Raw genomic sequence first — 21,545 nt, forward strand, 5'->3', positions numbered from 1 at the left:
GAGAAGTTCCACCGGTTCATAGCAAAACTGTAGTAACAGCATAAAGTTTGCCCATCGCGATGTCTGAGCTAAGGTTATCCCCATCGTTTTGGCGGGAGACGCAGCTGTTTTAAGGCTGCACCTGCCATGATGTGCGACGGTTCACCCACAACACTATCTGGCCGATTGGTTGTCGCTTCTATCGCTCCTAACATTCCAGCAACACCAATGGACTCCCCCTCCTCACTTGGAAAGGATTTATCGATCTTGGTCGCCATTATTCTTGCCCCACCCTTCACAACAGAAGGCATTGTTTAGGTCGTTATACATTATGTGTTCATGCAAGATAATGACAAGCCCATCCGCTTCTCCAAGGATGACTTGCCATGGTCAGCTTGGCATCCTACAATTCATCAATCAAACCTTGATCACCGAACCTCCACAGTGTCATACTTGGATAGTGCGCTTTCAAAAATTTGGCGGCAACATAGGTCGATAACCGTAGTTCTTCTTTTGTGTCTATGCCACGCCTATGTAATTTTTCCACACAGCTCTGGCGATAAATGACCTCAATTGCTTAAAAACACAATGCGTTTGTTAAGGGAATGAAGCCTGAAGATGGTTTGTACTGCTCCTTCGATAAGGTGTTCTCCCCTAAAAGCTGCGCCATTGCGATCAATGATAAAGCCCTCTTTATCCCCAATGGTCACATGGACATACCCTTCTCATTCAATATTTGTACGTATGAATTTAACATATTTTAATTTTATAAAATATTGTACGTATAAATATAGTGTATAATTCCTCTTTTTTCATGTCAATCATTTTTCGTTTTTTTAAAATATTAAAGGGATAAACGGTATGAATCACACCATCTATCCCATCTTCACTTTTATTTATCTTTCACGTATCCATACCAACATTTCCCCTGGATCGCGATTACACCAAGCATAATATGGAATCGCTTTGAACTTTAGAGAATCAGAACTCAACCCTTGATTAAAGTAAAGAGCTGTCTCATTTGAAACCCTTCCGGCTCTCTCTGCTTCTCCTGTTATAACAACGATCCCATCCAGTAAGCTCTTATCAAAATAACATTTTAGCGCCTGATCTCGTGGCAACACCATTTGATCAAGAAAGTTTCCATTATCAACCTCTTCTAGACAATAAACAACAGGTCCTCTCTGTAAAGCTACTTTTCCCGCATTCGCTCTGACTGCCGGATGAGACCGCATCCGCTCAATCGGCATCGCTAAATGAAGCTTTAATTGATCGCCGGCTCTCCAGAGTCTCTCTAGATAAACATACCCATTTTTCATGCAGCCTTTTAACTGTATATCTTCTCCATTAACAGTTAACCTTGCCTTCTGGCACCATCCCGGAATACGTAATGCTAACGTAAATTCTGCCGCTTTATCTGGCGTGACACAAATAATAACGGTTTCATCCCAAGGATAATGGGTTTGTTGAGAAAGTTTGACTTGTCTCCCAGCTAAATCAAGTTCTATTTCACTCCCGACATACAAATGAATCAAGGCTTGTTGATCGTGTGCAGAATAAATATAATGGCCAAGGGAGGCAATTAATCGTGCAAGATTGGGCGGACAACAGGCACAAGCATACCACTTTTGGCGAACAGGCTTGACATGAGCTCTCTCCTGTCTTTCAGTAATGTTTTCTGGAGACACTTGAAGAGGGTTAACATAGAAGAACTTCTTACCATCTAGATCCATTCCGCTGATCGTTCCATTATATAAAGCCTTTTCCATCACGTCAGCGTACTCACGGTTCACCTCATTTCTAAGCATGCGCCAAGCCCAAAACACCAATCCAATAGATGCACATGTCTCTGTATAGCAAAGATCGTTAGGCAGATCATAATCAAAAGAGAAGGACTCGCCATAGGCTTGAGAACCAACCCCACCAGTGATGTACATTTTCTGTCTCGTTACATTTTGCCATAGAGCTTGACAGGCCTCCCACAGCGGCTCATCCTTAGTTTCCTTTGCAAGATCGGCCATGGCGGCATACATATACATTGCTCTGACAGCATGCCCTACAGCATTAGTCTGTTCTCGAACCGGTCGATGCGCTTGCATGTAGGCATAATCATTCTTCCACCAAAACTGCTCATGATCGCCCCTTACTTCTTTTTCAACGTCAAAATAATGTGGCTGTGTTCCTCGTTCATCAATAAAATATTGACTGAGTTTAAGGTAACGTGGGTTCCCTGTCACACGGTACAGTTTCACTAACGCAAGCTCAATTTCTTGGTGGCCCGGATAGCCGCTCAGTTTTTGCGCTTCCGGCCCAAAAATAGAAGCAATATAGTCGGCATAACGACAAACAATATTGAGAAATTTTTCCTTGCCTGTCGCCTCATAATAAGCAACGGCTGCCTCTATCATATGTCCGGCGCAATAAAGCTCATGACAATCGCGTAAATTCTTCCATCGTTTATCTGGTGCTTTCACTATAAAATACGTATCTAAATATCCATCTTCTTGTTGAGCCCTTTCTAAAAGTTCGATCATTCCATCAGCAATAGCTTCTAGCTCTGGATCAGGATCTTGTTCAAGACTAAATGCCACAGCTTCAAGCCATTTCATGAGATCACTATCCTGAAAGACCATCCCTTTAAATTCACCCTCGCTTTCACCTGCTGCAATTCGGAAATTTTGAACGGCATAACTTGGTTCAGCATCAGGTAACCGATCATTTAAAGCCTCCCACTGATAAGGAATAACTTCATTACGGATGATATCCATCCGTTTTCTCCAAAAGCTATCCGTTATTCTCACCTTGCTTTGCTGAGATATCTTTTGACTTCTCATAAGAACGCCCCCTAGCTTAGTGTATTTCAATCATAGACCCCACCTTAATTCAGAATATTTATTATTTTTTAGCCCTTTATTCCGCCTGTTAAATTTGCCCCAGACATAATTTGCTTTTGGGCAAAAAAGAATAGAATAACCAAAGGGGCAAACATCACAACAGCTGCAGCCATTAACAAATTCCATTGTGAAGAATAATGCCCCTGAAAGCTTTGTAATCCTAGAGCTAGTGTCCACTTACTTTCATCATTCAAATACAATAACGGTCCCATGAAATCATTCCATACCGATAAGAAAGTAAAGACACCAATGGTTACCAATGCCGGCTTAGAGAGCGGCAAAATAATCTTATACCAAATTTGTAAGTAATTCGCCCCTTCCACCTTTGCTGCTTCATCATATTCAATTGGAATGGTCGAATAGAATTGTTTTAACAAAAATATATTGAAGGCATTCCCAAAAAATGCTGGCAGTATTAACGGAAAGTAAGTATTATATGCACCCACTACTTTCCAGCCGACAAATTGTGGGATAAGCATGACTGCCCCCGGCAGCATCAAAGTCATTAACACAAATCCAAACCAAAAATTTCTAGTTTTAAATGAAATTCGTGCAAAACCAAAGGCAATGAAGCTATTGCTTAAAAGAGCTCCGAAAACGTTTAGAACAACTAGAAAAATGGTATTTTTAAAATATAAGCCAAAGGGGGCAGATGTTAGAGCTTCCTTGAAGTTGGACCATTGGGGAATGGAAGGCAGCCATTTAACTGGCATTGTAAAGACTTCAACTTGGGTCATCAGCGCACTTCTGATTAACCAATAAAAAGGAAAAATCATTATTAATGAAATTAAGATTAATAATAAATAGATAAACGTTTTATAGATGATTTCCTTAAATGATTTATTTTTTCTTGAAACAATCCGTTCCTTTGGCTGTTCTAGAGAGCTTGGCAGTTTTGTTGTAGGATTCATCATTTCACCTCCGCTTCATAGTAAATGAGATTTCTTGAAAATCTAAATACAAGAAGGGTAACGATCACAAGAATCACAAATAAGATCCAAGCTAATGCACTAGCGTATCCCATATGCCCCTCTTTGAAGGCCGCTTGATAAATCATATATAAATAAAAATAAGTATGTTTATCGGGCCCCCCTTGAGTCATAATGTAAGCCTCATTAAATGCCTGCATCACGCCAATTAAATTCATGACGGCATTAAAGAAGATGATGGGACTCATCATCGGAACCGTAACATACCAAAATTTATGGATTCTCCCACCGCCATCCATTTCAACCGCTTCATATAAATAGTTTGGAACACCTTGCAATCCCGCAAGAGAAATAATCATTGCGCCACCGCCCATCCACATTGCCATAATGACTAAGGAAGGAATAACAAGCTTGTTACTCACAAGCCAATCCTGCGGAGGAATATGAAAAAACCCTAAGAATTGATTAAGCAATCCAAAATCCGGATTATAAATGAACATCCATAAAATCGCTACTGCGACAAAGGGAAGGATAGAGGGGATATAAAATAGCGTTCTAAATATCGACACCCCTTTAACCTTGCTATTTAATAAATTAGCTAATAAAAAAGAAAAAATTTGCACACAGGGCACTTGCACAATTGCAAAAATAAAGGTGACCTTTATGGAATTCCAAAAATCAATATCATCAGTAAATATTGTTTGATAGTTGGTCAAACCGATCCATTTAAATGATGTAATCATGTCCCAATCAGTAAAACTAATAATGAAACTAAAGATCATCGGTGCAACAATAAAAAGTGTTAAACCAATAATAGCTGGAGCAATAAATAAGTAACCCCATGCTAGATTCTTCTTTTCAATTTTGGTCATTTTTTCGAACACCCACCCTCTAGAAGATTTCTCTACTCTTAATCTAAGAAAAAGGTGAAGTTCGTTACTTCACCTCTCTTTAACCCGTTGACTTATTATTTATAGGCACCGTCTAACAATTGTTTGATCTTGTCCGTATCCAATGTCTTTATAGCCTTCTCTGCTGAGGTCTTACCATTGCCATCAAATAACTTTCCTGTGGCGTCATCAAAGTATTTCTGCATATCATTGAAATTTTTAATCGTCACAGTATCAGGTAATTGAGCAATATTATCGAGCATCGTTGGTAGAACGACCTTGTTATAGTTACCTGAGTGCCTGCTATTTCCTGTCCAGAGCTTTAGCTTCTCTTTGTCTGTATACCACGATTTCTTGGTCGGTATCCATACAGAATCCGAGTACATCGATTTTATATTCTTTGGATTAAGCATATACTCCATGAACTCCCATGCTGCTTTTTTATGCTTACTCCCCTGGAACATAGAGAACCCTGCAGCCCAAGCAATATTAGAAGGCTTCTTAAACATAGGAATAGCCGCATAACCAGGTTGATAACCATTTTCTCCAAATGTCGCATTATCATAGTTCCCACTGATATACATGCCCAACTGCTTGTTCTGTACCATTATCGGTGCATCTGGCAAAGTAGAGGCTTTCTTTGGAATCGGGGCTACATGGTCTTTAAAGCTTAGGTCAGCCACCTTTTGTAGAACCTCTAAAGAGTCCGGCGAATTTAATTCAATCGTTTTACCATCACTTGATACATAACCTCCATCATTGCTCCTCAATAAAGGGTCAAGCGTATTAAACCCAATAGGAATCATAGCACCATAGGTTTTAATTCGATCTGCATTAAAAGCAGCATCTGAAGGGTGTTTCCCGTTAACATCCACAGTTAGCTTTTTGGCCGCATTAACAAACTGGTCCCAAGTCCAGGGATGATGGGGGTCGGCTGATGGGGGAGCCATGCCTGCATCTTTAAATAATTCTTTATTGTAAAATAGCACCATCGTCTCTGGGCCAATCCCCGCTCCCCATGTTTTTCCTTTATTATTAAATAAAACACCCGGTATAAAGTCATCCATACTAACATCCTTGCTTTTTTCAAAATAAGGCTGCAAATCCTCTAGAATTCCCTTTTCTCCCCATGCCATCGTGTTATATTCATAGACATAGGCGACATCAGGCGGATCACCTGCTGCAAGAAGAGAATTGATTTTGGTATCATAATCCCCAGTAACAAATTCTTGCTTGACATAAATATCTGAATGCGTTTTATTAAAAGCCTCAACTGCTCGCTCCAAAGAAGCCTTTTCACCACCACCGGCCCAGTTCATGAAAGTAATAGTGACCTTTCCATCTGAACTAGATGCGCCAGACCCAGAACCTGCACATCCAGTCATAAAGATTAGCACTATTGAGAAAAGAACGAGTAGAATGCGGTATTTTTTCATCCATTCTCCACTCCCTATTTTTTATAGACTTTACAAAGGACCTTCCAATCAGAACTTCTATACAGATAGATAAATGTTTTATTGTAAGAAAACATATAAATATAGTATTTGGAAAAACAAAAATGTAAGGGCTACCAAAAGTGATGATAAAATAAAAGGCTCACAAATCGAATCATAAATATATCTTTTTACCTGTCTTAGCACTCTCTACTGCTCCAAAGACCATCGCAATGCTCTTAATATTATCTGAGCAATCCGTTTCTGCTAGTCGATCCTCTTCCAAAGCCGTGAACATTTCATCTAAACATCCAAAATGCCCTTCTTGACCATTCCAGTTTTCTGTCACATCCAATGTTTTGAAAGTGTTCATAAATCCTGATGGCTGCGTATCATCAATAGCTTCGGCAATGGGGGTATGGTAACCGTCCCATGTCGCTGAACCTTGACTGGCAGTCACACGCCAATCGGCTTCCCACGACGTTGATAAACCTTCAGAACACCAAGAGCCATTATAACTAAAGACGGTGCCATCATCCATTTCAAAAATACATATCGCAGCGGCATTCCCTTTATACCATGATCCGTGTGGATTATATTCATGACAATAGACAGATACAGGATCTGCCCCCGTTATAAATCTCGCTTGATCAAAGGTATGAATAGCCATATCTAAAATAAGTACGTGATCCATTTCATCACGAAAACCACCAAAATGTGGACCTAAAAAGAAATCAGCATGAATAGACCCCGTCCTTCCAATCGCTCCAGTCATTAAAAAATCTCGGAAGGCACGAATGTGCTTATTATAGCGACGATTTTGCATCACGCTATAACGTTTCCCTATTTGTTCACTCAGCTCGACAACCTCTTTTGCATCATCCATAGATGCTGCCATCGGTTTTTCACCAAAGACATGACATCCTTCTCGTAAGGCCGTCGTCACAATGTCTTTATGACTTGAAGGAACTGTGACATCAAATACAAGATCGGCAGCCGTCTCCCTAATTGCCTGTGATAGATTTGTAAAGATAGGCACATCAAGCCCCCGTTGTTCTGCCATCTTTATAGCATTTTCTTCAAAAATATCAACAAGACCTATAATTTCAGCATTTGATCGTGCTTGGGCATAATCCAACCATTGGTTAGACATGCCTCCACAACCTGCAACAATAATTTTATGTGTCTTCATATCCCATCACCTCTGAAACATTTTACTTAGGATTTGCTATAAATTCCCCACCGCGACAACGCTTGAGATAATTTAACCCGTGAACTTGACCCGTCATTTCCCATTCCTCCCTGTAAACAGGATCATGATAGCCCTCTATATCTATACTCCCCTCATAGCCACCCTGTCTTAATATCGAAAGGATATCTACCCAATTGGTATCACCAAACCCTGGGGTGCGGTGCCAAACAAAGTCTTTTGGCCCATGAATGCCATATTCTCGGACAACATCCCAAGCTATCGTAGCATCCTTTCCATGTACATTAAAAATCTTCCCTGTATCTACCCATTTACGTAGCTGCGGGATAGGATCAATTAAGCTAACCATTTGGTGGCAGGGCTCCCACTGCAATCCAATATTTTCTGCTGATACCGCATTAAATAGCATTTCCCAAGCCATTGGATTGTGTGCAATATTCCAATCTCCCTGTTCCCATGTCCCACCCATATCGCAATTTTCAAAGGCTAATTTAACACCGGCATATTCTGCGCGTTTCGCCAGCTCTCCAAACACTTCCGTAAAGCGAGTCATGGATGCATCTATGGAGCCAGGCATTCGTCCTGTAAAACCTGTAACAAGATCCGTTCCAAATGCATGCGCCGAATCAATGAGGCGTTCCCAGCTTGCTAAGGTGTCCGCATTATTTCCTTCACCAGTTAACGCATTTCCAAAAATCGACAAACATGAAATTACAATATCTTGATTCTCTAAACTATCCATCACTCGCTTTGCCAGTTCTGATACATCAGTCTGACCCGTTGATTGCCAAAACGTTAAGCTAAAAGACTCAAAACCATGGGGTATAAGTTGTGGAAGTAATCGGACTGCATCTTCCCCATTAACCAGAGTTCCTATGCGAATTTGCTTCATTTTCACCACTCCTCTCTATCTATTATTTAATTTTATATAAACAGATCATGGCAAACTATAAACAAAATTGCTTAATAGTCGGATAATTTTATCATTTATACAAAAAGAAAGCGTTGACAATCTTATTTTCTCCTGTTATTCTGCTAAAAAAGTCCGAATTTCTGGGAGTGAGATATAGTGAATATCAAGCTATTAAAAGAGCAAACTGACATCCCAGATAAAACCTTTCCAATTAATGTATTTTTCACACATGATATTTACTTACATTGGCATGATCACATTGAATGGGTTTTTATAAAAGAAGGAAAATGTAGGATACAAATTGATGAGACTTTCGTAGACCTTAATAAGGGGGAACTGGCATTTATCAACTCTAAACAACTGCATAGTACCACAACCTTAGAGCAAGACCTAGAACTGATATGTATCGTTTTTAATGAATCTCTTGTCAGAGGGAATGGCTTAGATTTTATTGATCACCATTATTTTTTGCCTTATTTGGATAAGCGGATGAAGTGGCCCAGAACAATGAAAAAGGACGATCCTTATATCCAGGAAATCAATGCGTCCTTCTTAAGATTGATTAATGAATTTGAAAATAAAAATCCCGGTTATGAACTGCTTATCAAAGCTGAACTCCTTCGCATTTTTGGATTATTTTTTCGCTATACATTAGTATTTTTAAACCAATCCACCACCTTAGATTCAAAAAAAAAATATGATTTTTCACACCTTTTCCAAGCCCTGCGCCAACATTACAACAGAAGCTTTAGTTTAAATGAAGCAGCTCACATGGTAAACTTAAGTCCCAATCACTTTTGTCGCGTTTTCAAACAAGTTACTGGAAAAACCTTCATCGAGTACGTGCATCTATTAAGAATTAATGAAGCGGAAAGGATGCTTATTGAGACAAATGATTCCATTACTGAAATCGCAGAAAAAGTTGGTTTTTCCGATATTAACTACTTTGGGCGGGTCTTTAAAAAAATAAAAAATGCAACCCCTACGTGTATTAGAAAACAAACCTGCCCATTCAATTCATAAGATATTAACACAGGCCATACCCCTCAGGATCAGAAATTTTATACTTTCTGATCCTTTAAAAAAGGGCAGAGAGTCTCTCCCTCCATCCCCTTCTGTCAAACTATTTTCCTAAACGGATCACATTCCACGATAATTTTGGCAGTGCTGCTCTTAGATACCCTGATTCTATAACTGATTGACCGTTGTGATGTGGCGTGACATGATTATGATTTTCATGGTTTGTCGCCTTCACATTTTGATTTTCTAAAATAATATGTTCGATCACTTTATAGCCCTCAAAACATCTCACATCTGTTTCTAGAATGAGAGCGTCCTCACTGCTTCGGTTTACTGCAAAGATCGTCAGTGCTTCTTCCTCTTCCTTATACACAGTGATCGACTCCAAATAAGGCACATCGGTAAAAGCCTTAGTGTCATAAACCGGCGAGGTAATCACTGGGTTTAAAACGTTCCACGTCCATAGAGAGAGGCATGCAGATAAGGATAATAGATGGTTTGTTTCCAAGCTTCTCCACCCTTTTGGGTCATAATGGGAGCAATGACATTAACAAGCTGGGCAAGGCAAGCGATCTTAACACGATCAGCATGTTTCAGCAGCTTAATAAGCAGCGTTCCAACAACAAGGGCATCCTCCAAATTATAAATATCCTCGAGCAATGGCGGTTGTAGCCCGTTACAAAGTTTCCACCTGGATAGCGAACAAGTGGCACCCTTAATGCTTTCACCATGTCCATGACATCCCTACGAAACCCTTGCTCATCAGCTGTAGGGTGATCTGGCTCATAAATCCCACCATAAACCGCTCTGCCTAAATGCTCAAGAAAAGAACCCTAGATGCGATCATCCACTTCCGAGAAGTATAAGCTTTATCCAGAATCATTTTAGCTTTTAAAGCAGTCACCGCCATCACCTCTCCTTGTTATAAGTTTGATGCATTGAACACACAGAATACATACAGTTCTATAGTGTTTGAGCATCGTCTCACAAGCAAAATGATACGCACAAATAATCAAGATAGCGCTTTCAAAAAGGATGCGTACATTCTAAAGCCATCAAAAATTAAAGTCAATTTATTTAGAAAAATATATAATTTAATTTGTTTTTCTCATAACCCCCAATTCTTTTTTTTAAATATGGTACTATATTTGTACGTATAAGTTTTCTAGGAGGAACAACGCCATGGTAGCCAAGTATATCCAAGTGAAAGAGGCCATTAAAGAATGGATTTTAGAAGGTAAAATTATACCTGGAGAGAAAATAGGATCAGAAAGTGAATTAATGGAACAATTTAATGTGAGTCGTCATACTGTACGTCAAGCGATTGGTGAACTCGTCCATGAAGATTGGTTATATCGAATCCAAGGAGGCGGCACCTACTGCAAGGACCGTCAATCCACTGTTGATCAAAAACATATATATTCTCAAACCATTGGTATTATCACAACATATATTTCAGATTACATCTTTCCTTCTATTATCAGAGGGATTGAGTCTTATACATCTGAAAAGGATTATAGCCTTCTTCTCACAAGTACGAATAATAATGTTGAATTAGAAAAAAAGGGGTTACAAAACGTCTTAACTAAAAATATTAACGGCCTGATCGTCGAACCTACTAAGAGCACTTATCATAACCCGAATCTTAATTATTATTTAAATTTAGAACGCAGCCAAATTCCCTATGTGATGATCAATGCCTCATACTCTGAGCTCGCTGCTCCCAGCATCACGGTTGATGATGAAAAAGGGGGGTATATCGCCACAGAACACTTAATCACACTTGGTCACAGACGGATCATGGGGCTTTTTAAAACCGATGACTTGCAAGGCATTGAACGGATGAAGGGCTTTATCCGCGCCCATCGTGAACATCAATTGCTTCCTTATCCTGACATGGTCATTTCCTTCAATACTGAGGATAAAGGCAACAGACTCCAAGATACGGTCCGTGCATTGCTGACTAAGGATAAGCATAACCGTCCCGAAGCCATCGTCTGTTATAATGATGAAATTGCCTTAAGCATTCTTCATGTTATTCGCGAGCTTTCATTATCAGTTCCTGACGATCTCTCAATTGTCGGGTATGATGATTCTCATCTTGCCGAGGCCTCAGAAATCAAATTAACAAGTGTTGAACATCCAAAAACTGAGCTTGGTCGGGCCGCTGCCGAAACGATCATAAAGCTTATTGAAAAGCGCACAAAGAACGTAGAGTCCATCGTTTTTGAGCCAAAGTTAGTAATACGTCGTTCGACAAAGCGGGTCTAAGAAAGTCAAAATCAGCGGTAAACAAATGGGGATGAATGTTTTAAGGCGAAACACCGTATAGAGTAAATGCCTGATTCTTTACCCTCAAAACCTTAAAAAGCCGCTCTTTTAAGACAGTCTATTATTCGTTCTATAAAAAGTAATTGCCGAGAAGGCATTATCCCTTTGTCTTCTCGGCAACTTTTACTTAATACACCACAACTGGTTCATATTGCGTAAGATTGTCATAAACTTTTTTCATAATACTTGGAGGAGTATTTACACATCCCCCTGATCCATTATTGATGTAGGCATGACTTGACCAATTGGTCCTCCAGCTTGCATCGTGAAAGCCACTGCCACTTTGCGTAAAGGGTGCCCAATACTGAACTTTAATTGAATAATTCGGATTACCAACTTCGCTCCCTTTAAGAACGGAGGGGGATGCCTTATACTCAATATACCAAACCCCTTTTGGCGTATCTTCATTGTAAGCATGGGTCCCTGTTACAACAGGTGTTGTCACTGCTAATTGTCCTTGTCTATAAACCCATATTCGCTGAGCCTTAATTGACACCTCCACATAGGTATCACCTATCCCATGATTTGTGGGATTATGATAACCGACGCCATTCACATTCCATCCCTCTCCATAGATATTATAGGCGGGAATGGTATCCTCTCCTTTTATAAAGGCTTCCTTAATTCTTTTCGCTTCAGCAGCGCAATCAATCGCCCACCCATAGGATTGGCCTTTTACTGAAATCACCTGACCAGAATGCGTCTTAAACGTATAATTTTTATGAAGTGTCGACAGAGACTGATTCAATTTATCCAGCTTTTCCTCAATCATGCTCTGATCTATGTTGTACTTCATATCTTTGGTTAAGGTGACATTTTTGATCACTTCACTGCCCCTGAAGGCATATGTTTTATTCTGTAGCTTGTAATTTACCGTTTGTTGAACCAAGTCCTGCAGCTTTTTCTTTTCTTGTTGTAGAACAGCACTATCCGCCTTAGTCTGTTGCTGATGAATGGATGCCAAGTGAATTTCACTATTAAAGGCCTGTTTCTGATAAGCCTTTAATAGACTTGAAACATCGTAACGTGTTCCCTTCTTTCCTTTTAAAACGATGATCTTCCCATTTTTTAAACGTACAGAAGCATTTTGAGGAGCCGCTAAGTCCTTATTTATTTTCAAGAGCTTTTCTTTTAGTCTCGTTTTGATTGCATCCACTTGTCTTCCCCCCATTGCCTCTGGCCTTAACACATAATTTTTCTCTTTTGCAGATGGGAATATCGTACGTTGTTGACGCAATAACGTTTTAATATTATTTCTATCTTTTTCTGTAAAGCCCATACTCGTATCCTTTCCATCCATCAGTCTCGTTTGTCCAACATAAATGACATGTTTTGAAACTGCCCCTTTCAACTTGTCTATTGCCTGTTCAGCTGTTAATCCACCAACATCTATATGATTTATTTTAATATGGCGATTGAAGTGCGTAGCCTGATGATAATAAAGACATCCCAATAAAAGTGCCATTAAGAAAATGAGACTGCTTGGCACAATCACTCCCCATCTGTGCATGACCCTAACCTCCAAAATAATAATAGATTCAATACTTTTCTTTTCCACCCATTAAACTGTTCTATTCATATCAATAGGCAAAAATGACATCAACTTGTCTAGGGACGGTATTGAATGCTCGAGAAAGAAATAAAGAAAATGGAGGCTAGACGCTTGCTCCACAACATAAAAAAGTACAGGAGTAGCACCGAACGCGCAAGGGTCTCCTGTCCCTTTTTTATATCAAAAGCGCCAACTCTTACCTTTACCTTGTTTACGACATTCGATTTACAGGATTTATCTTTTTCAATCCACCAGATATTGAGAGACCCCTAACATTTATTAACCTTCCACTCTATCATTTGACATAAGATTCCTTAGAAAAATCAGAAAAATTATGATATTATATCACCATTATAAAAAATTTGTCGATTAATGGATCGTACTCTTTAAATAGGTGAAAAATATAATTCTTTATTGTTCAGAATTGAGATAAGAACGTGATGAATCACTGGAGGGATTCTTATGAAAAAAGAATTAATCATAGATTATATTAAAGAAGCTACCCAAGCCTTTCTATTTCATGATGAGTATGATCTTAGCCAACTTCAGACAAATGTTATTGCCCATCATTTTTCAATGGAACGAACATCAATCAGTCGCATTCTAAATGATGCTGTTAAAGAAGGTTTACTTATAAAAATCAACACTAGGCCCGTTTATTTTTTACATAAAAGTACCATTGAAAATAACTTTGGTATGATACAAGAAAATGAGTATAAAAATATTGAAGAACTCAAAAATAGCTTAACCAGACATCAAACCAAAACAGTATTTCAAGAAATAATTGGACATGATAAGAGTTTAAAAGAAGTTATTGAACAAATGAAAACGGCTATTTTTTATCCAGAAAACGGCCTACCAATAATGTTAATTGGACCAACGGGTGTCGGTAAAACCCATTTAGCTCAACTTATGTATAAGTACATTAAAAACCAAAATTTAATTTTGCGAGATGCCCCCTTTCATATTTTTAATTGTGCACAATATGCTAATAATCCAGAATTATTGTCGAGCCATCTATTTGGTCATGCAAAAGGAGCCTATACTGGAGCGGATAAAGATAAATCTGGGCTATTAGAACGGGCTGATCAAGGTGTTCTCTTTTTAGACGAAGTTCACTGCTTAAGTCGTGAAGGACAAGAGAAGCTTTTTACGTTTATGGATCAAGGTACATTTTCTAGACTTGGCGAAAATGACACGCTAAGAAAAGCGAGGGTAAGATTAATTTTTGCAACCACTGAAAGCCTATCTTGCTTTTTAGACACCTTTTTACGAAGAATCCCCATAAAAGTAACTATCCCAAGCTTAGAAGAAAGAGGAACACAAGAAAAAAATCAATTCATTCAATACTTTTTTATGGAAGAAAGCAAACTATTTCAGCTACCTATCGAGGTAAGTAATAAAACTATCGAAGTATTAAATCACCATGAATATATTGGAAATATTGGTGAATGCAAAAATATTATTAAATACACCTGTGGATGCGCCTATGCCAATAAAACTCAAGACACAGATATAATTAAAGTAACTATTAACGATCTTCCAAAAGAAATATTTAAGAAGTCTCCTCACTTATTTGATAATTATATACCTCATGAAGGCGCCTATGTATTTCAACCAGATAGTAAAACGGTTGCCAGCAAAAATAATGAGAGACAAAAAGGTAGAATAAGGAACAGTTTCTTTAATTGTCTAAATTATTTTAAAAATGCAGATGATCAAACCTGGCAAGAGGACGTAAGCCATCAAAAAATCATAGAAGAAATAACTGTCTTAATGGATCACTTAATTTTCAAAAGGCCCAATAATAACATGAATATCATGATGGAAATTACAATAAACTCCCTGCAAAAAACCTTCAGATATCTAGAAACAAATTATAATATGAAATATGATGGGAATTTTTTATACGCAGTCGCTTCCTATCTTTTTTTTAAGCCTGTAGTCCTTCACTTAAGTGAGCAGGAGGAAACATTATTTCATGCCATGTGCCATTATTACGAACATAAATTAAAGAGAGAATACTTATATGTATTAAAACTGAAACCCTTTATTGAAAACGGGTTGGACATAAAACTGGATGACTTCGATACACTACTGATAACCTTATTTTTATCAACAACCGAAATGCCTCATCATCAGAACAGAGCAAAAGCAATGATCATCGCTCACGGTTATGCAACTGCAAGTAGTATTGCTAATGTATGTAACAGAATCCTCAGATCAAATATTTATGATTCAATGGATATGGAAATTGAAGCAACCTCAACAGACATTATTGAAAAATTGCAGCATTATTTAGAACTTAACGAAACAGTGAATGGTCTTTTAATATTTATTGACATGGGGTCCCTTAACTTAATTCACGATCACATTCAAGAGCATATTGATGGACCTCTCTTATTTATTGATCAGGTTACAACAATGACCGCATTAGAAGCAGGCCAATATATCATGAATGGCTTTACAATCAATGACATAGCGATAAAAATGAAGCAGGTTGATAAACCTAAAATCAATTTATTTTACCCCAAGAAAAAGAAGGAATTTGCAATTATTACATCCTGTTTTACCGGAATTGGCACAGCAACACAAATCGAGGATTTACTTACTGAGAGCATTAAAGATGATATTGCTATAAAAATTATATCTCATGACTTTGAGCGCTTGAAACATAATGGGATTCAAGAAGCTCCATTTCAACTATATGATGTGCTGGCAATTGTAGGTACTGAAAATCCCAATATACCTGAGATTAATTTTATCCCCTTAGAAGACATTATATCTGGAAAAGGAGAAAGAGACGTCTTTCGTATTTTTGAAAAAGTAGCAGATGCCGAAACCATTCGGCGTGTTAATGATAAAATTATCATTAATTTTTCACTTAATAGAGTTATTGATTCCCTCACTATTCTCGATACAGATAAGCTTATTAAAAGTGTAGAAAAAGGGATCGTACAATTAGAAAAAAAATTAGGTAAGAAAATTTCAAATGACAAAAAAATTTCTTTATTTGTACATGTAAGTTGTATGGTGGAACGTTTAATTCGATTAAGTCCTATTGAGGAATACCCTAATCAATTACAATTTGAGCAAGCGCACACTAAGGAAATAACCATGATCAAAAATGCATTTAGTGTGCTTGAAAGCAATTATTGTGTGCAATTAAATATACCTGAGATTGGCTATATCTATAACATTATCTTTGGATATTAAGTCATATCAAGGGTTCTACAATTTTATCCTTCTATCGCAAAAAGCATGTCACTAGGTTGGCATGCTTTTTGCATGTATATAAGTGACTAGTTCTTAAGAAGGAAGGAAAACCAAATGAAACGCTTTTTATTTGCTACTCATGGAGATTTATCTAAGGCCCTCATCAATACTGTATCTATGATTATTGGCGATATGCCAAATGTCAGCTACTTTCAGATGACTAAATTAAAATCAAGCGCTACAGCAAAAAAGGAATTGAAGGAAATTCTAACAGATAAAGAAGAAAATGATCATTTTATCGTTTTGACCGATATGTTTGGAGGTAGTGTTTGCAACATTTGTTCAGAACTATTTATGGAATTAAAAAATTTCGATTTACTTACAGGAGTCAATTTACCTATGGTCCTCACCATGTTATTAGCTGGAGAAGAAGCAAGTATTGCCGATACAATTTCCCAAGGCTTCGAAGCAGCTAAAAATGGGATTATTCATATAAATGAAATCATTGAATCACAGAAAGGAAGTGTACAGGATGATATCACTAGTGAGAATTGATGATCGTTTACTTCATGGGCAAGTTGCCTATGGTTGGACTCCGGCCCTCGATGCCAATGTTATTTTTATTGTTAACGATGAAGCAAAAAATGATCAAATGAAAGCAATGTCACTAAATTTAGCAAAACCAAACAATGTCAAACTTTATATTCGAGGAGTTGAGGAATCCGGTGAAATTATAAAGAAATTTGCCGAAGCCAAAAAAAGCAAGGTACTAGTTTTGGTGAAAAATACAAATGATGCCCTAGCGCTAGCACAAGAATCAGGGGGAACAATCAAGTTCATTAATGTTGGGGGATTACGCTACGAAGAAGGAAAGCGTAAACTGACAGATTTAGTAGCTGTAGATGATCATGATCTTGATAACCTTAAGAAACTAGAAGAAATGGGGGTAGAATTGGAGTTCAGATTGTTGCCACGTGATAAGAAGAAAAGCCTAAGTGAATTACTAAAAAAGTAAGATGAAGGAGGATAAAGTGAATGTTAATCAATGCCATACTGCTTGGAATTGTAGCAGGTATTGCCATTCTTGATGAACGTATCTTTGGTGTCGTATTACTCGAACGGCCTCTTGTCATTGGAATGTTAGTGGGTTTAGTTCTTGGGGATGTAAAAAGTGGAATTATCATTGGTGCACAATTGGAATTGATTTGGATGGGCATCGCAGGAATTGGGGCCTCAACCCCTCCAGATGTAGTAACAGGTGGCGTTCTTGGCACAGCCTTTGCCATCCTCTCCGGACACGGTGTAGCTGTTGCGCTAGCTCTCGCAGTCCCTATTGCTGTTTTAGCACAATCATTAGGTGTTTTAGTCAGAGTCATTAATAGTTACTTTTTACACAGGGCTGATCAATATGCAAAGACCGCAAACTTTCGAGGGGTAACATTGATGATGTGGATTCCTCCCATCTTATTTTTCCTAAGTGTCTTCATCCCAACTTTTCTAGCCATTTTAGTTGGTGCAAACGAAGTTTCTGCACTTATTAACGCGATTCCTAAGACAATATTAGATGGCTTAACTGTTGCAGGGAATTTATTACCGGCTATTGGCTTTGCATTATTACTAGACATGTTATTTACCAAAAAAATGGCTGTATACTTCTTCCTTGGTTTTCTTGCTGCTTCATATCTAAAACTAGATATCACAGCGATAGCACTATTCGGTACATGTCTAGCCATCATTATATATGTTATTTTAAATCGCGATGATCACACCCCAGCTTTTGAACAGGTAACAGATAACTTAACTGAAGGAGAGATTGATTTTGAGTAGTGCAACCTCACTAACTAATAAAGAGCTTCGCAAGGTTTTTTGGAGATCCTTTGCTCTTCAAGGGGCTTTCAATTACGAAAGAATGCAAAATGTTGGATATGTCTATGCCATGATTCCTGTAATAAAAAAATTATATAAAGATCATGATGATCAAGTCAAAGCATTACAAAGGCATTTAGAGCTTTTTAATACAACTCCCGCTGTTGCACCAGCAATAATGGGAATTTCAGCAGCTATGGAAGAACAGAATGCTAATGACCCTGACTTTGATGAGCATTCTATTAATGCAGTAAAGGCCTCATTAATGGGACCGCTTGCCGGAATAGGTGATTCACTATTTTGGGGCACATTTCGGGTCATTGCCGCTGGTATTGGTATTTCCTTTGCCAAGCAAGGAAATTTTCTTGGCCCAATACTATTTCTTTTCCTCTATAACCTTCCGCATTTTCTATTAAGGATATTCGGATTGAAGTTCGGTTATCGCCTTGGAATTAGCTCATTGATAAGAATCCAAAAGCAAGGCTTGATGGATAGAATTATGTCCATTACAACAACAATAGGTCTAGTTGTTGTCGGAGGAATGATTGCAACAATGTTAACCGTCACAACGCCATTGAAATTTGAAGTTAATGGTGCAAAAGTGGTCATCCAGGATATACTCGATAAAATTCTTCCAAACATGCTACCACTTGCATTAACTTTTATAATCTATTTTCTAATTAAAAAGAAAATGAGTATTACAAAGTTAACACTTCTCCTAATTGCAGCAGGAATATTATTACATGTTGTTAAAATCTTATAAAAGAAAGCGTGGAACGATAAATGAAAATTGAAGATTATGTGAAAGAGACACCAAAAAAAATGAAAGAAATCCTTCAAGGTGCTGATGAATTGTTTTCAGAGGTTCGACAACAGAAGTTTTCTAAAATTATCGTAACAGGCTCCGGAACAAGCTACCATTCTGGTATACAATCGTTAAAATTGATGCAACATTTTTTAGACATTGAAGTCACTATATTATATCCATTTCAAATTGATCAAGAGACATTTCCCGCAGATTCTTCAGATATATTATTGATTGGAATCTCTCAAGGTGGAAGCAGTTATTCAACTTATAAAGCTATGAAAATAGCAAAAGAAGCCGGATGTAGAATTGCTTCAATGGCTGGAACAGAGAATGCATTAATTGATGAAATATCCGATTATGTACTCACGGTCAATTGTGGAGAAGAAAAGGTGGGCGCTAAGACAAAAGGCTTCTATGCAACCAAATTGAATTTAACCTTATTTACTCTGCAGCTTGCAAGGGAATCCGGTAAACTCTCATTGAATGAATATCTAGAAGAAGTAAAGGCAATTGAAAAATATATCAATCATTTTCCATTCATATACGAACAATCTATAAACTGGGTCTCTACTAATAAGACAGAATTTGCTTCAGCAAAAGATATCCGTGTCATTGGGACAAAGGATATCTATGGAGATACGCTAGAATCCGCTTTAAAATTATTAGAAACCATGCGCATTCCAGTTACAGGGTATGAATTTGAGGAATTTGTTCATGGGATCTATAATGCAATAAAAGAAGATTCGACAATCATCATTTTAGATACTGGTGAAGAAGCCCGTGTCAAAACATTAGTTACCGTCTTATCTGAATGGACCAAGAATATTTATATTATAGGAAAGAATACAGCTGACAAACCACAAAATTTAAAAGCTGATTTTTTAAATCATCCTTTCTATAGAACCTATGAATATATACTTCCGATTCAACTCATTTGTGCATTAGTTCCACCATTAAATGGCATTGATCCTGGAACACCTAAAGACACAAGCTTCCATCAAAAGCTGGCAAGTAAGAAGATTTAATCAATCAATTATAATTATATTGAAAACCTACCTCAATCATAAACTGAATGGCATGCTCCCCAGCTGCGCGCTGTAAAATCCCTTCCTCCAGTAGGGGGCACAAAGAATGCTGAGGAATTTTTAATTACACACTTAAACGATAAGGGGGAGACTGCGAAGCACCTGCTGCAAAACGCGCATCAAGATCTCACAACACCAAAAACAAGTAGAGAGTCTAAAACATTTGTTAGAACCAGGTGAGCAGTTTCCCCCCATTATATCCTTTAATATTTGGATGAATTATAGCAGTGATTTAACATAGGCAAATCATAAGTAAACTTACTAACAATCTTTTGTAATATTCCACCTATAAGGTTTATACACTGCTTAATATTATTTAACTCCATTAAAAGTATATGTGGTTTCTGTCTGATACACCTGTCCTGCTTCTAATGTACACTGCTTAAAATTGGGGTGATGGATGGCATCTGGTGGCCCTTGCGTTTCTAAGCAAACGCCCATGTACTTTCCAGACTGAGTCCCGCGAATCTTAAAGGTATCCTCCATTGTATTACTCGTATAAAGCACGACACTTGGTTCTTCCGTCGCTACGATAAGCTGGCGTCCACTTTCAGGATCTGATAAAACCATCTCTTGAGATTGCTGCTTATTTAAAAGAAAGGGATGATCATATCCTTGACCTACTAAGACGTTCTGAGGATGGCTAGAGGTTATACCATCGGCAATTTTTCGACCTGATCGAAAGTCAAAGGGAGTGCCTTCCACATTTAATAGTTTACCTGTCGGCAGCAAGGCTTCATCTAATTCAAAAAATTGCTTACTGTCCATGGTTAATGTATGCTCTAAAACATTCCGTTTAAGATCGCCACTCAGATTAAAGTAGCTATGGTTTGTTAAATTGACTAATGTTGTCTGATCTGTGGTTGCATGATAACGGATCTTAAGCTGATTAGCTTGGTTCAAAGTATAGGTTACTTTAACCTGCAAAGTGCCGGGATAGCCTTCTTCTCCATCTGGGCTAACGTAAGAAAACTGAATTCCCGATTCATTTTCTCCTTCAATGATAGCCGCATCCCAGATGACATGACTAAACCCTCTCGGCCCTCCGTGAAGATGGTTTTGACCTTCATTTTTTGGTAAAGCAAACCGTCTCCCATTTAGTTCGAACTCTGACTCAGCAATTCTTCCCGCCACTCTCCCAACAATAGCACCAAAATAGGGTGAATGGGTTAGATAGTCTTCAATAGAATCAAAACCAAGGACAACGTTTTCAAAATTCCCCTCACGGTCAGGTGCAAATAATTCAGTGATAATACAACCATAGTCCAAACACGAAAGGCGCATGCCTTGTTCATTCACCAAAGTATATTGATAGACTTGCTTACCATCGACTTGCCCAAATTCTTCTTGTAATACCTTCATATACGCGTCACCCACTTAATAAATTTAATTAATATAGTTCTAGTATAAACGTTTATG

At 38.1% G+C, this 21,545-nt stretch carries 18 protein-coding genes and 1 pseudogene; 8 read left to right on the top strand and 11 right to left on the bottom strand.

Annotated features, from left to right (window positions below; translation table 11 throughout):
* Positions 1–74 precede the first annotated feature (74 nt).
* The 8 genes from IEW82_RS00115 to IEW82_RS00150 all read right to left on the bottom strand — a co-directional run bounded on the left by IEW82_RS00115 (position 75) and on the right by IEW82_RS00150 (position 8,227).
* Positions 75–257, bottom strand: a complete 183-nt coding sequence (locus tag IEW82_RS00115; RefSeq protein ID WP_188687648.1) for an HAD family hydrolase — start codon at positions 255–257, stop codon at positions 75–77.
* 291 nt (positions 258–548) lie between these two features.
* Positions 549–689 (bottom strand): hypothetical protein, encoded by a 141-nt coding sequence (locus IEW82_RS00120; protein ID WP_188687650.1) that lies wholly within the window; start codon positions 687–689, stop codon positions 549–551.
* Positions 690–875: 186 nt separating this feature from the next.
* On the bottom strand, positions 876–2,813 hold the full coding sequence (locus tag IEW82_RS00125; RefSeq protein ID WP_188687652.1) for a glycoside hydrolase family 127 protein: 1,938 nt from the start codon (positions 2,811–2,813) through the stop codon (positions 876–878).
* Between the two features lie 68 nt (positions 2,814–2,881).
* On the bottom strand, positions 2,882–3,787 hold the full coding sequence (locus IEW82_RS00130; RefSeq protein WP_229672129.1) for a carbohydrate ABC transporter permease: 906 nt from the start codon (positions 3,785–3,787) through the stop codon (positions 2,882–2,884).
* Complete coding sequence (locus tag IEW82_RS00135; RefSeq protein ID WP_188687653.1) at positions 3,784–4,674, bottom strand: carbohydrate ABC transporter permease; 891 nt, start codon at positions 4,672–4,674, stop codon at positions 3,784–3,786. Before IEW82_RS00135 ends, IEW82_RS00130 begins: the two co-directional genes overlap by 4 nt.
* 95 nt (positions 4,675–4,769) lie before the next feature.
* Positions 4,770–6,128: an extracellular solute-binding protein gene (locus tag IEW82_RS00140; protein WP_188687656.1), complete on the bottom strand. Its 1,359-nt coding sequence runs from the start codon at positions 6,126–6,128 to the stop codon at positions 4,770–4,772.
* A 172-nt stretch (positions 6,129–6,300) separates the two neighbouring features.
* Positions 6,301–7,317 (bottom strand): Gfo/Idh/MocA family protein, encoded by a 1,017-nt coding sequence (locus IEW82_RS00145; protein ID WP_188687658.1) that lies wholly within the window; start codon positions 7,315–7,317, stop codon positions 6,301–6,303.
* 22 nt (positions 7,318–7,339) lie between these two features.
* Positions 7,340–8,227 (bottom strand): sugar phosphate isomerase/epimerase family protein, encoded by an 888-nt coding sequence (locus tag IEW82_RS00150; RefSeq protein ID WP_188687660.1) that lies wholly within the window; start codon positions 8,225–8,227, stop codon positions 7,340–7,342.
* Between the two features lie 177 nt (positions 8,228–8,404).
* Between IEW82_RS00150 and IEW82_RS00155 the strand changes: the two genes are divergently transcribed.
* Positions 8,405–9,271, top strand: a complete 867-nt coding sequence (locus IEW82_RS00155; RefSeq protein ID WP_188687662.1) for a helix-turn-helix domain-containing protein — start codon at positions 8,405–8,407, stop codon at positions 9,269–9,271.
* Between the two features lie 100 nt (positions 9,272–9,371).
* On the opposite strand, the pseudogene IEW82_RS00160 reads toward IEW82_RS00155, so the two are convergent.
* Positions 9,372–9,934: pseudogene (locus tag IEW82_RS00160) on the bottom strand (alpha-L-arabinofuranosidase C-terminal domain-containing protein); the annotation flags it as partial.
* A gap of 516 nt (positions 9,935–10,450) precedes the next feature.
* Between IEW82_RS00160 and IEW82_RS00165 the strand changes: the two are divergent.
* Positions 10,451–11,539: a GntR family transcriptional regulator gene (locus tag IEW82_RS00165; RefSeq protein ID WP_188687664.1), complete on the top strand. Its 1,089-nt coding sequence runs from the start codon at positions 10,451–10,453 to the stop codon at positions 11,537–11,539.
* A gap of 187 nt (positions 11,540–11,726) precedes the next feature.
* On the opposite strand, the gene IEW82_RS00170 is transcribed toward IEW82_RS00165, so the two are convergent.
* Positions 11,727–13,109, bottom strand: a complete 1,383-nt coding sequence (locus IEW82_RS00170) for a L,D-transpeptidase family protein (RefSeq protein ID WP_188687666.1) — start codon at positions 13,107–13,109, stop codon at positions 11,727–11,729.
* Between the two features lie 504 nt (positions 13,110–13,613).
* Between IEW82_RS00170 and IEW82_RS00175 the strand changes: the two genes are divergently transcribed.
* The 6 genes from IEW82_RS00175 to IEW82_RS00200 all read left to right on the top strand — a co-directional run bounded on the left by IEW82_RS00175 (position 13,614) and on the right by IEW82_RS00200 (position 20,066).
* The gene (locus IEW82_RS00175; RefSeq protein WP_188687668.1) at positions 13,614–16,367 is read left to right on the top strand and encodes a sigma 54-interacting transcriptional regulator; all 2,754 of its coding nucleotides are present in this window, start codon (positions 13,614–13,616) and stop codon (positions 16,365–16,367) included.
* Between the two features lie 114 nt (positions 16,368–16,481).
* On the top strand, positions 16,482–16,922 hold the full coding sequence (locus IEW82_RS00180) for a PTS sugar transporter subunit IIA (protein WP_188687670.1): 441 nt from the start codon (positions 16,482–16,484) through the stop codon (positions 16,920–16,922).
* Positions 16,912–17,382 carry a PTS sugar transporter subunit IIB gene (locus IEW82_RS00185; protein ID WP_229672131.1) on the top strand — a complete coding sequence of 157 codons (471 nt, stop codon included), beginning with the start codon at positions 16,912–16,914 and terminating at the stop codon, positions 17,380–17,382. The genes IEW82_RS00180 and IEW82_RS00185 overlap by 11 nt, the downstream gene beginning before the upstream one ends.
* A 20-nt stretch (positions 17,383–17,402) precedes the next feature.
* Positions 17,403–18,194, top strand: coding sequence for a PTS mannose/fructose/sorbose/N-acetylgalactosamine transporter subunit IIC (locus tag IEW82_RS00190; protein WP_188687673.1), 792 nt, complete (start codon positions 17,403–17,405; stop codon positions 18,192–18,194).
* Complete coding sequence (locus IEW82_RS00195) at positions 18,187–18,996, top strand: PTS system mannose/fructose/sorbose family transporter subunit IID (protein WP_188687675.1); 810 nt, start codon at positions 18,187–18,189, stop codon at positions 18,994–18,996. Before IEW82_RS00190 ends, IEW82_RS00195 begins: the two co-directional genes overlap by 8 nt.
* Before the next feature lie 20 nt (positions 18,997–19,016).
* On the top strand, positions 19,017–20,066 hold the full coding sequence (locus tag IEW82_RS00200) for an SIS domain-containing protein (RefSeq protein WP_188687677.1): 1,050 nt from the start codon (positions 19,017–19,019) through the stop codon (positions 20,064–20,066).
* Positions 20,067–20,438: 372 nt separating this feature from the next.
* On the opposite strand, the gene IEW82_RS00205 is transcribed toward IEW82_RS00200, so the two are convergent.
* Complete coding sequence (locus IEW82_RS00205; protein WP_188687679.1) at positions 20,439–21,488, bottom strand: aldose epimerase family protein; 1,050 nt, start codon at positions 21,486–21,488, stop codon at positions 20,439–20,441.
* Between the last annotated feature and the right edge of the window lie 57 nt (positions 21,489–21,545).

This window comes from Pullulanibacillus camelliae (genome assembly GCF_014642655.1).
GTDB classification, from domain to species: domain Bacteria; phylum Bacillota; class Bacilli; order Bacillales; family Sporolactobacillaceae; genus Pullulanibacillus; species Pullulanibacillus camelliae.

What these genes read in the sequence shown, in the direction of transcription:
- IEW82_RS00150 (WP_188687660.1), bottom strand. Translation starts at nt 8,227, where the DNA reads ATGAAGCAAATTCGCATAGGAACTCTGGTTAATGGGGAAGATGCAGTC.
- IEW82_RS00130 (WP_229672129.1), bottom strand. Translation starts at nt 3,787, where the DNA reads ATGATGAATCCTACAACAAAACTGCCAAGCTCTCTAGAACAGCCAAAG.
- IEW82_RS00140 (WP_188687656.1), bottom strand. Translation starts at nt 6,128, where the DNA reads ATGAAAAAATACCGCATTCTACTCGTTCTTTTCTCAATAGTGCTAATC.
- IEW82_RS00200 (WP_188687677.1), top strand. Translation starts at nt 19,017, where the DNA reads ATGAAAATTGAAGATTATGTGAAAGAGACACCAAAAAAAATGAAAGAA.
- IEW82_RS00145 (WP_188687658.1), bottom strand. Translation starts at nt 7,317, where the DNA reads ATGAAGACACATAAAATTATTGTTGCAGGTTGTGGAGGCATGTCTAAC.
- IEW82_RS00205 (WP_188687679.1), bottom strand. Translation starts at nt 21,488, where the DNA reads ATGAAGGTATTACAAGAAGAATTTGGGCAAGTCGATGGTAAGCAAGTC.
- IEW82_RS00165 (WP_188687664.1), top strand. Translation starts at nt 10,451, where the DNA reads ATGGTAGCCAAGTATATCCAAGTGAAAGAGGCCATTAAAGAATGGATT.
- IEW82_RS00135 (WP_188687653.1), bottom strand. Translation starts at nt 4,674, where the DNA reads ATGACCAAAATTGAAAAGAAGAATCTAGCATGGGGTTACTTATTTATT.
- IEW82_RS00125 (WP_188687652.1), bottom strand. Translation starts at nt 2,813, where the DNA reads ATGAGAAGTCAAAAGATATCTCAGCAAAGCAAGGTGAGAATAACGGAT.
- IEW82_RS00190 (WP_188687673.1), top strand. Translation starts at nt 17,403, where the DNA reads ATGTTAATCAATGCCATACTGCTTGGAATTGTAGCAGGTATTGCCATT.
- IEW82_RS00170 (WP_188687666.1), bottom strand. Translation starts at nt 13,109, where the DNA reads ATGCACAGATGGGGAGTGATTGTGCCAAGCAGTCTCATTTTCTTAATG.
- IEW82_RS00180 (WP_188687670.1), top strand. Translation starts at nt 16,482, where the DNA reads ATGAAACGCTTTTTATTTGCTACTCATGGAGATTTATCTAAGGCCCTC.
- IEW82_RS00115 (WP_188687648.1), bottom strand. Translation starts at nt 257, where the DNA reads ATGGCGACCAAGATCGATAAATCCTTTCCAAGTGAGGAGGGGGAGTCC.
- IEW82_RS00175 (WP_188687668.1), top strand. Translation starts at nt 13,614, where the DNA reads ATGAAAAAAGAATTAATCATAGATTATATTAAAGAAGCTACCCAAGCC.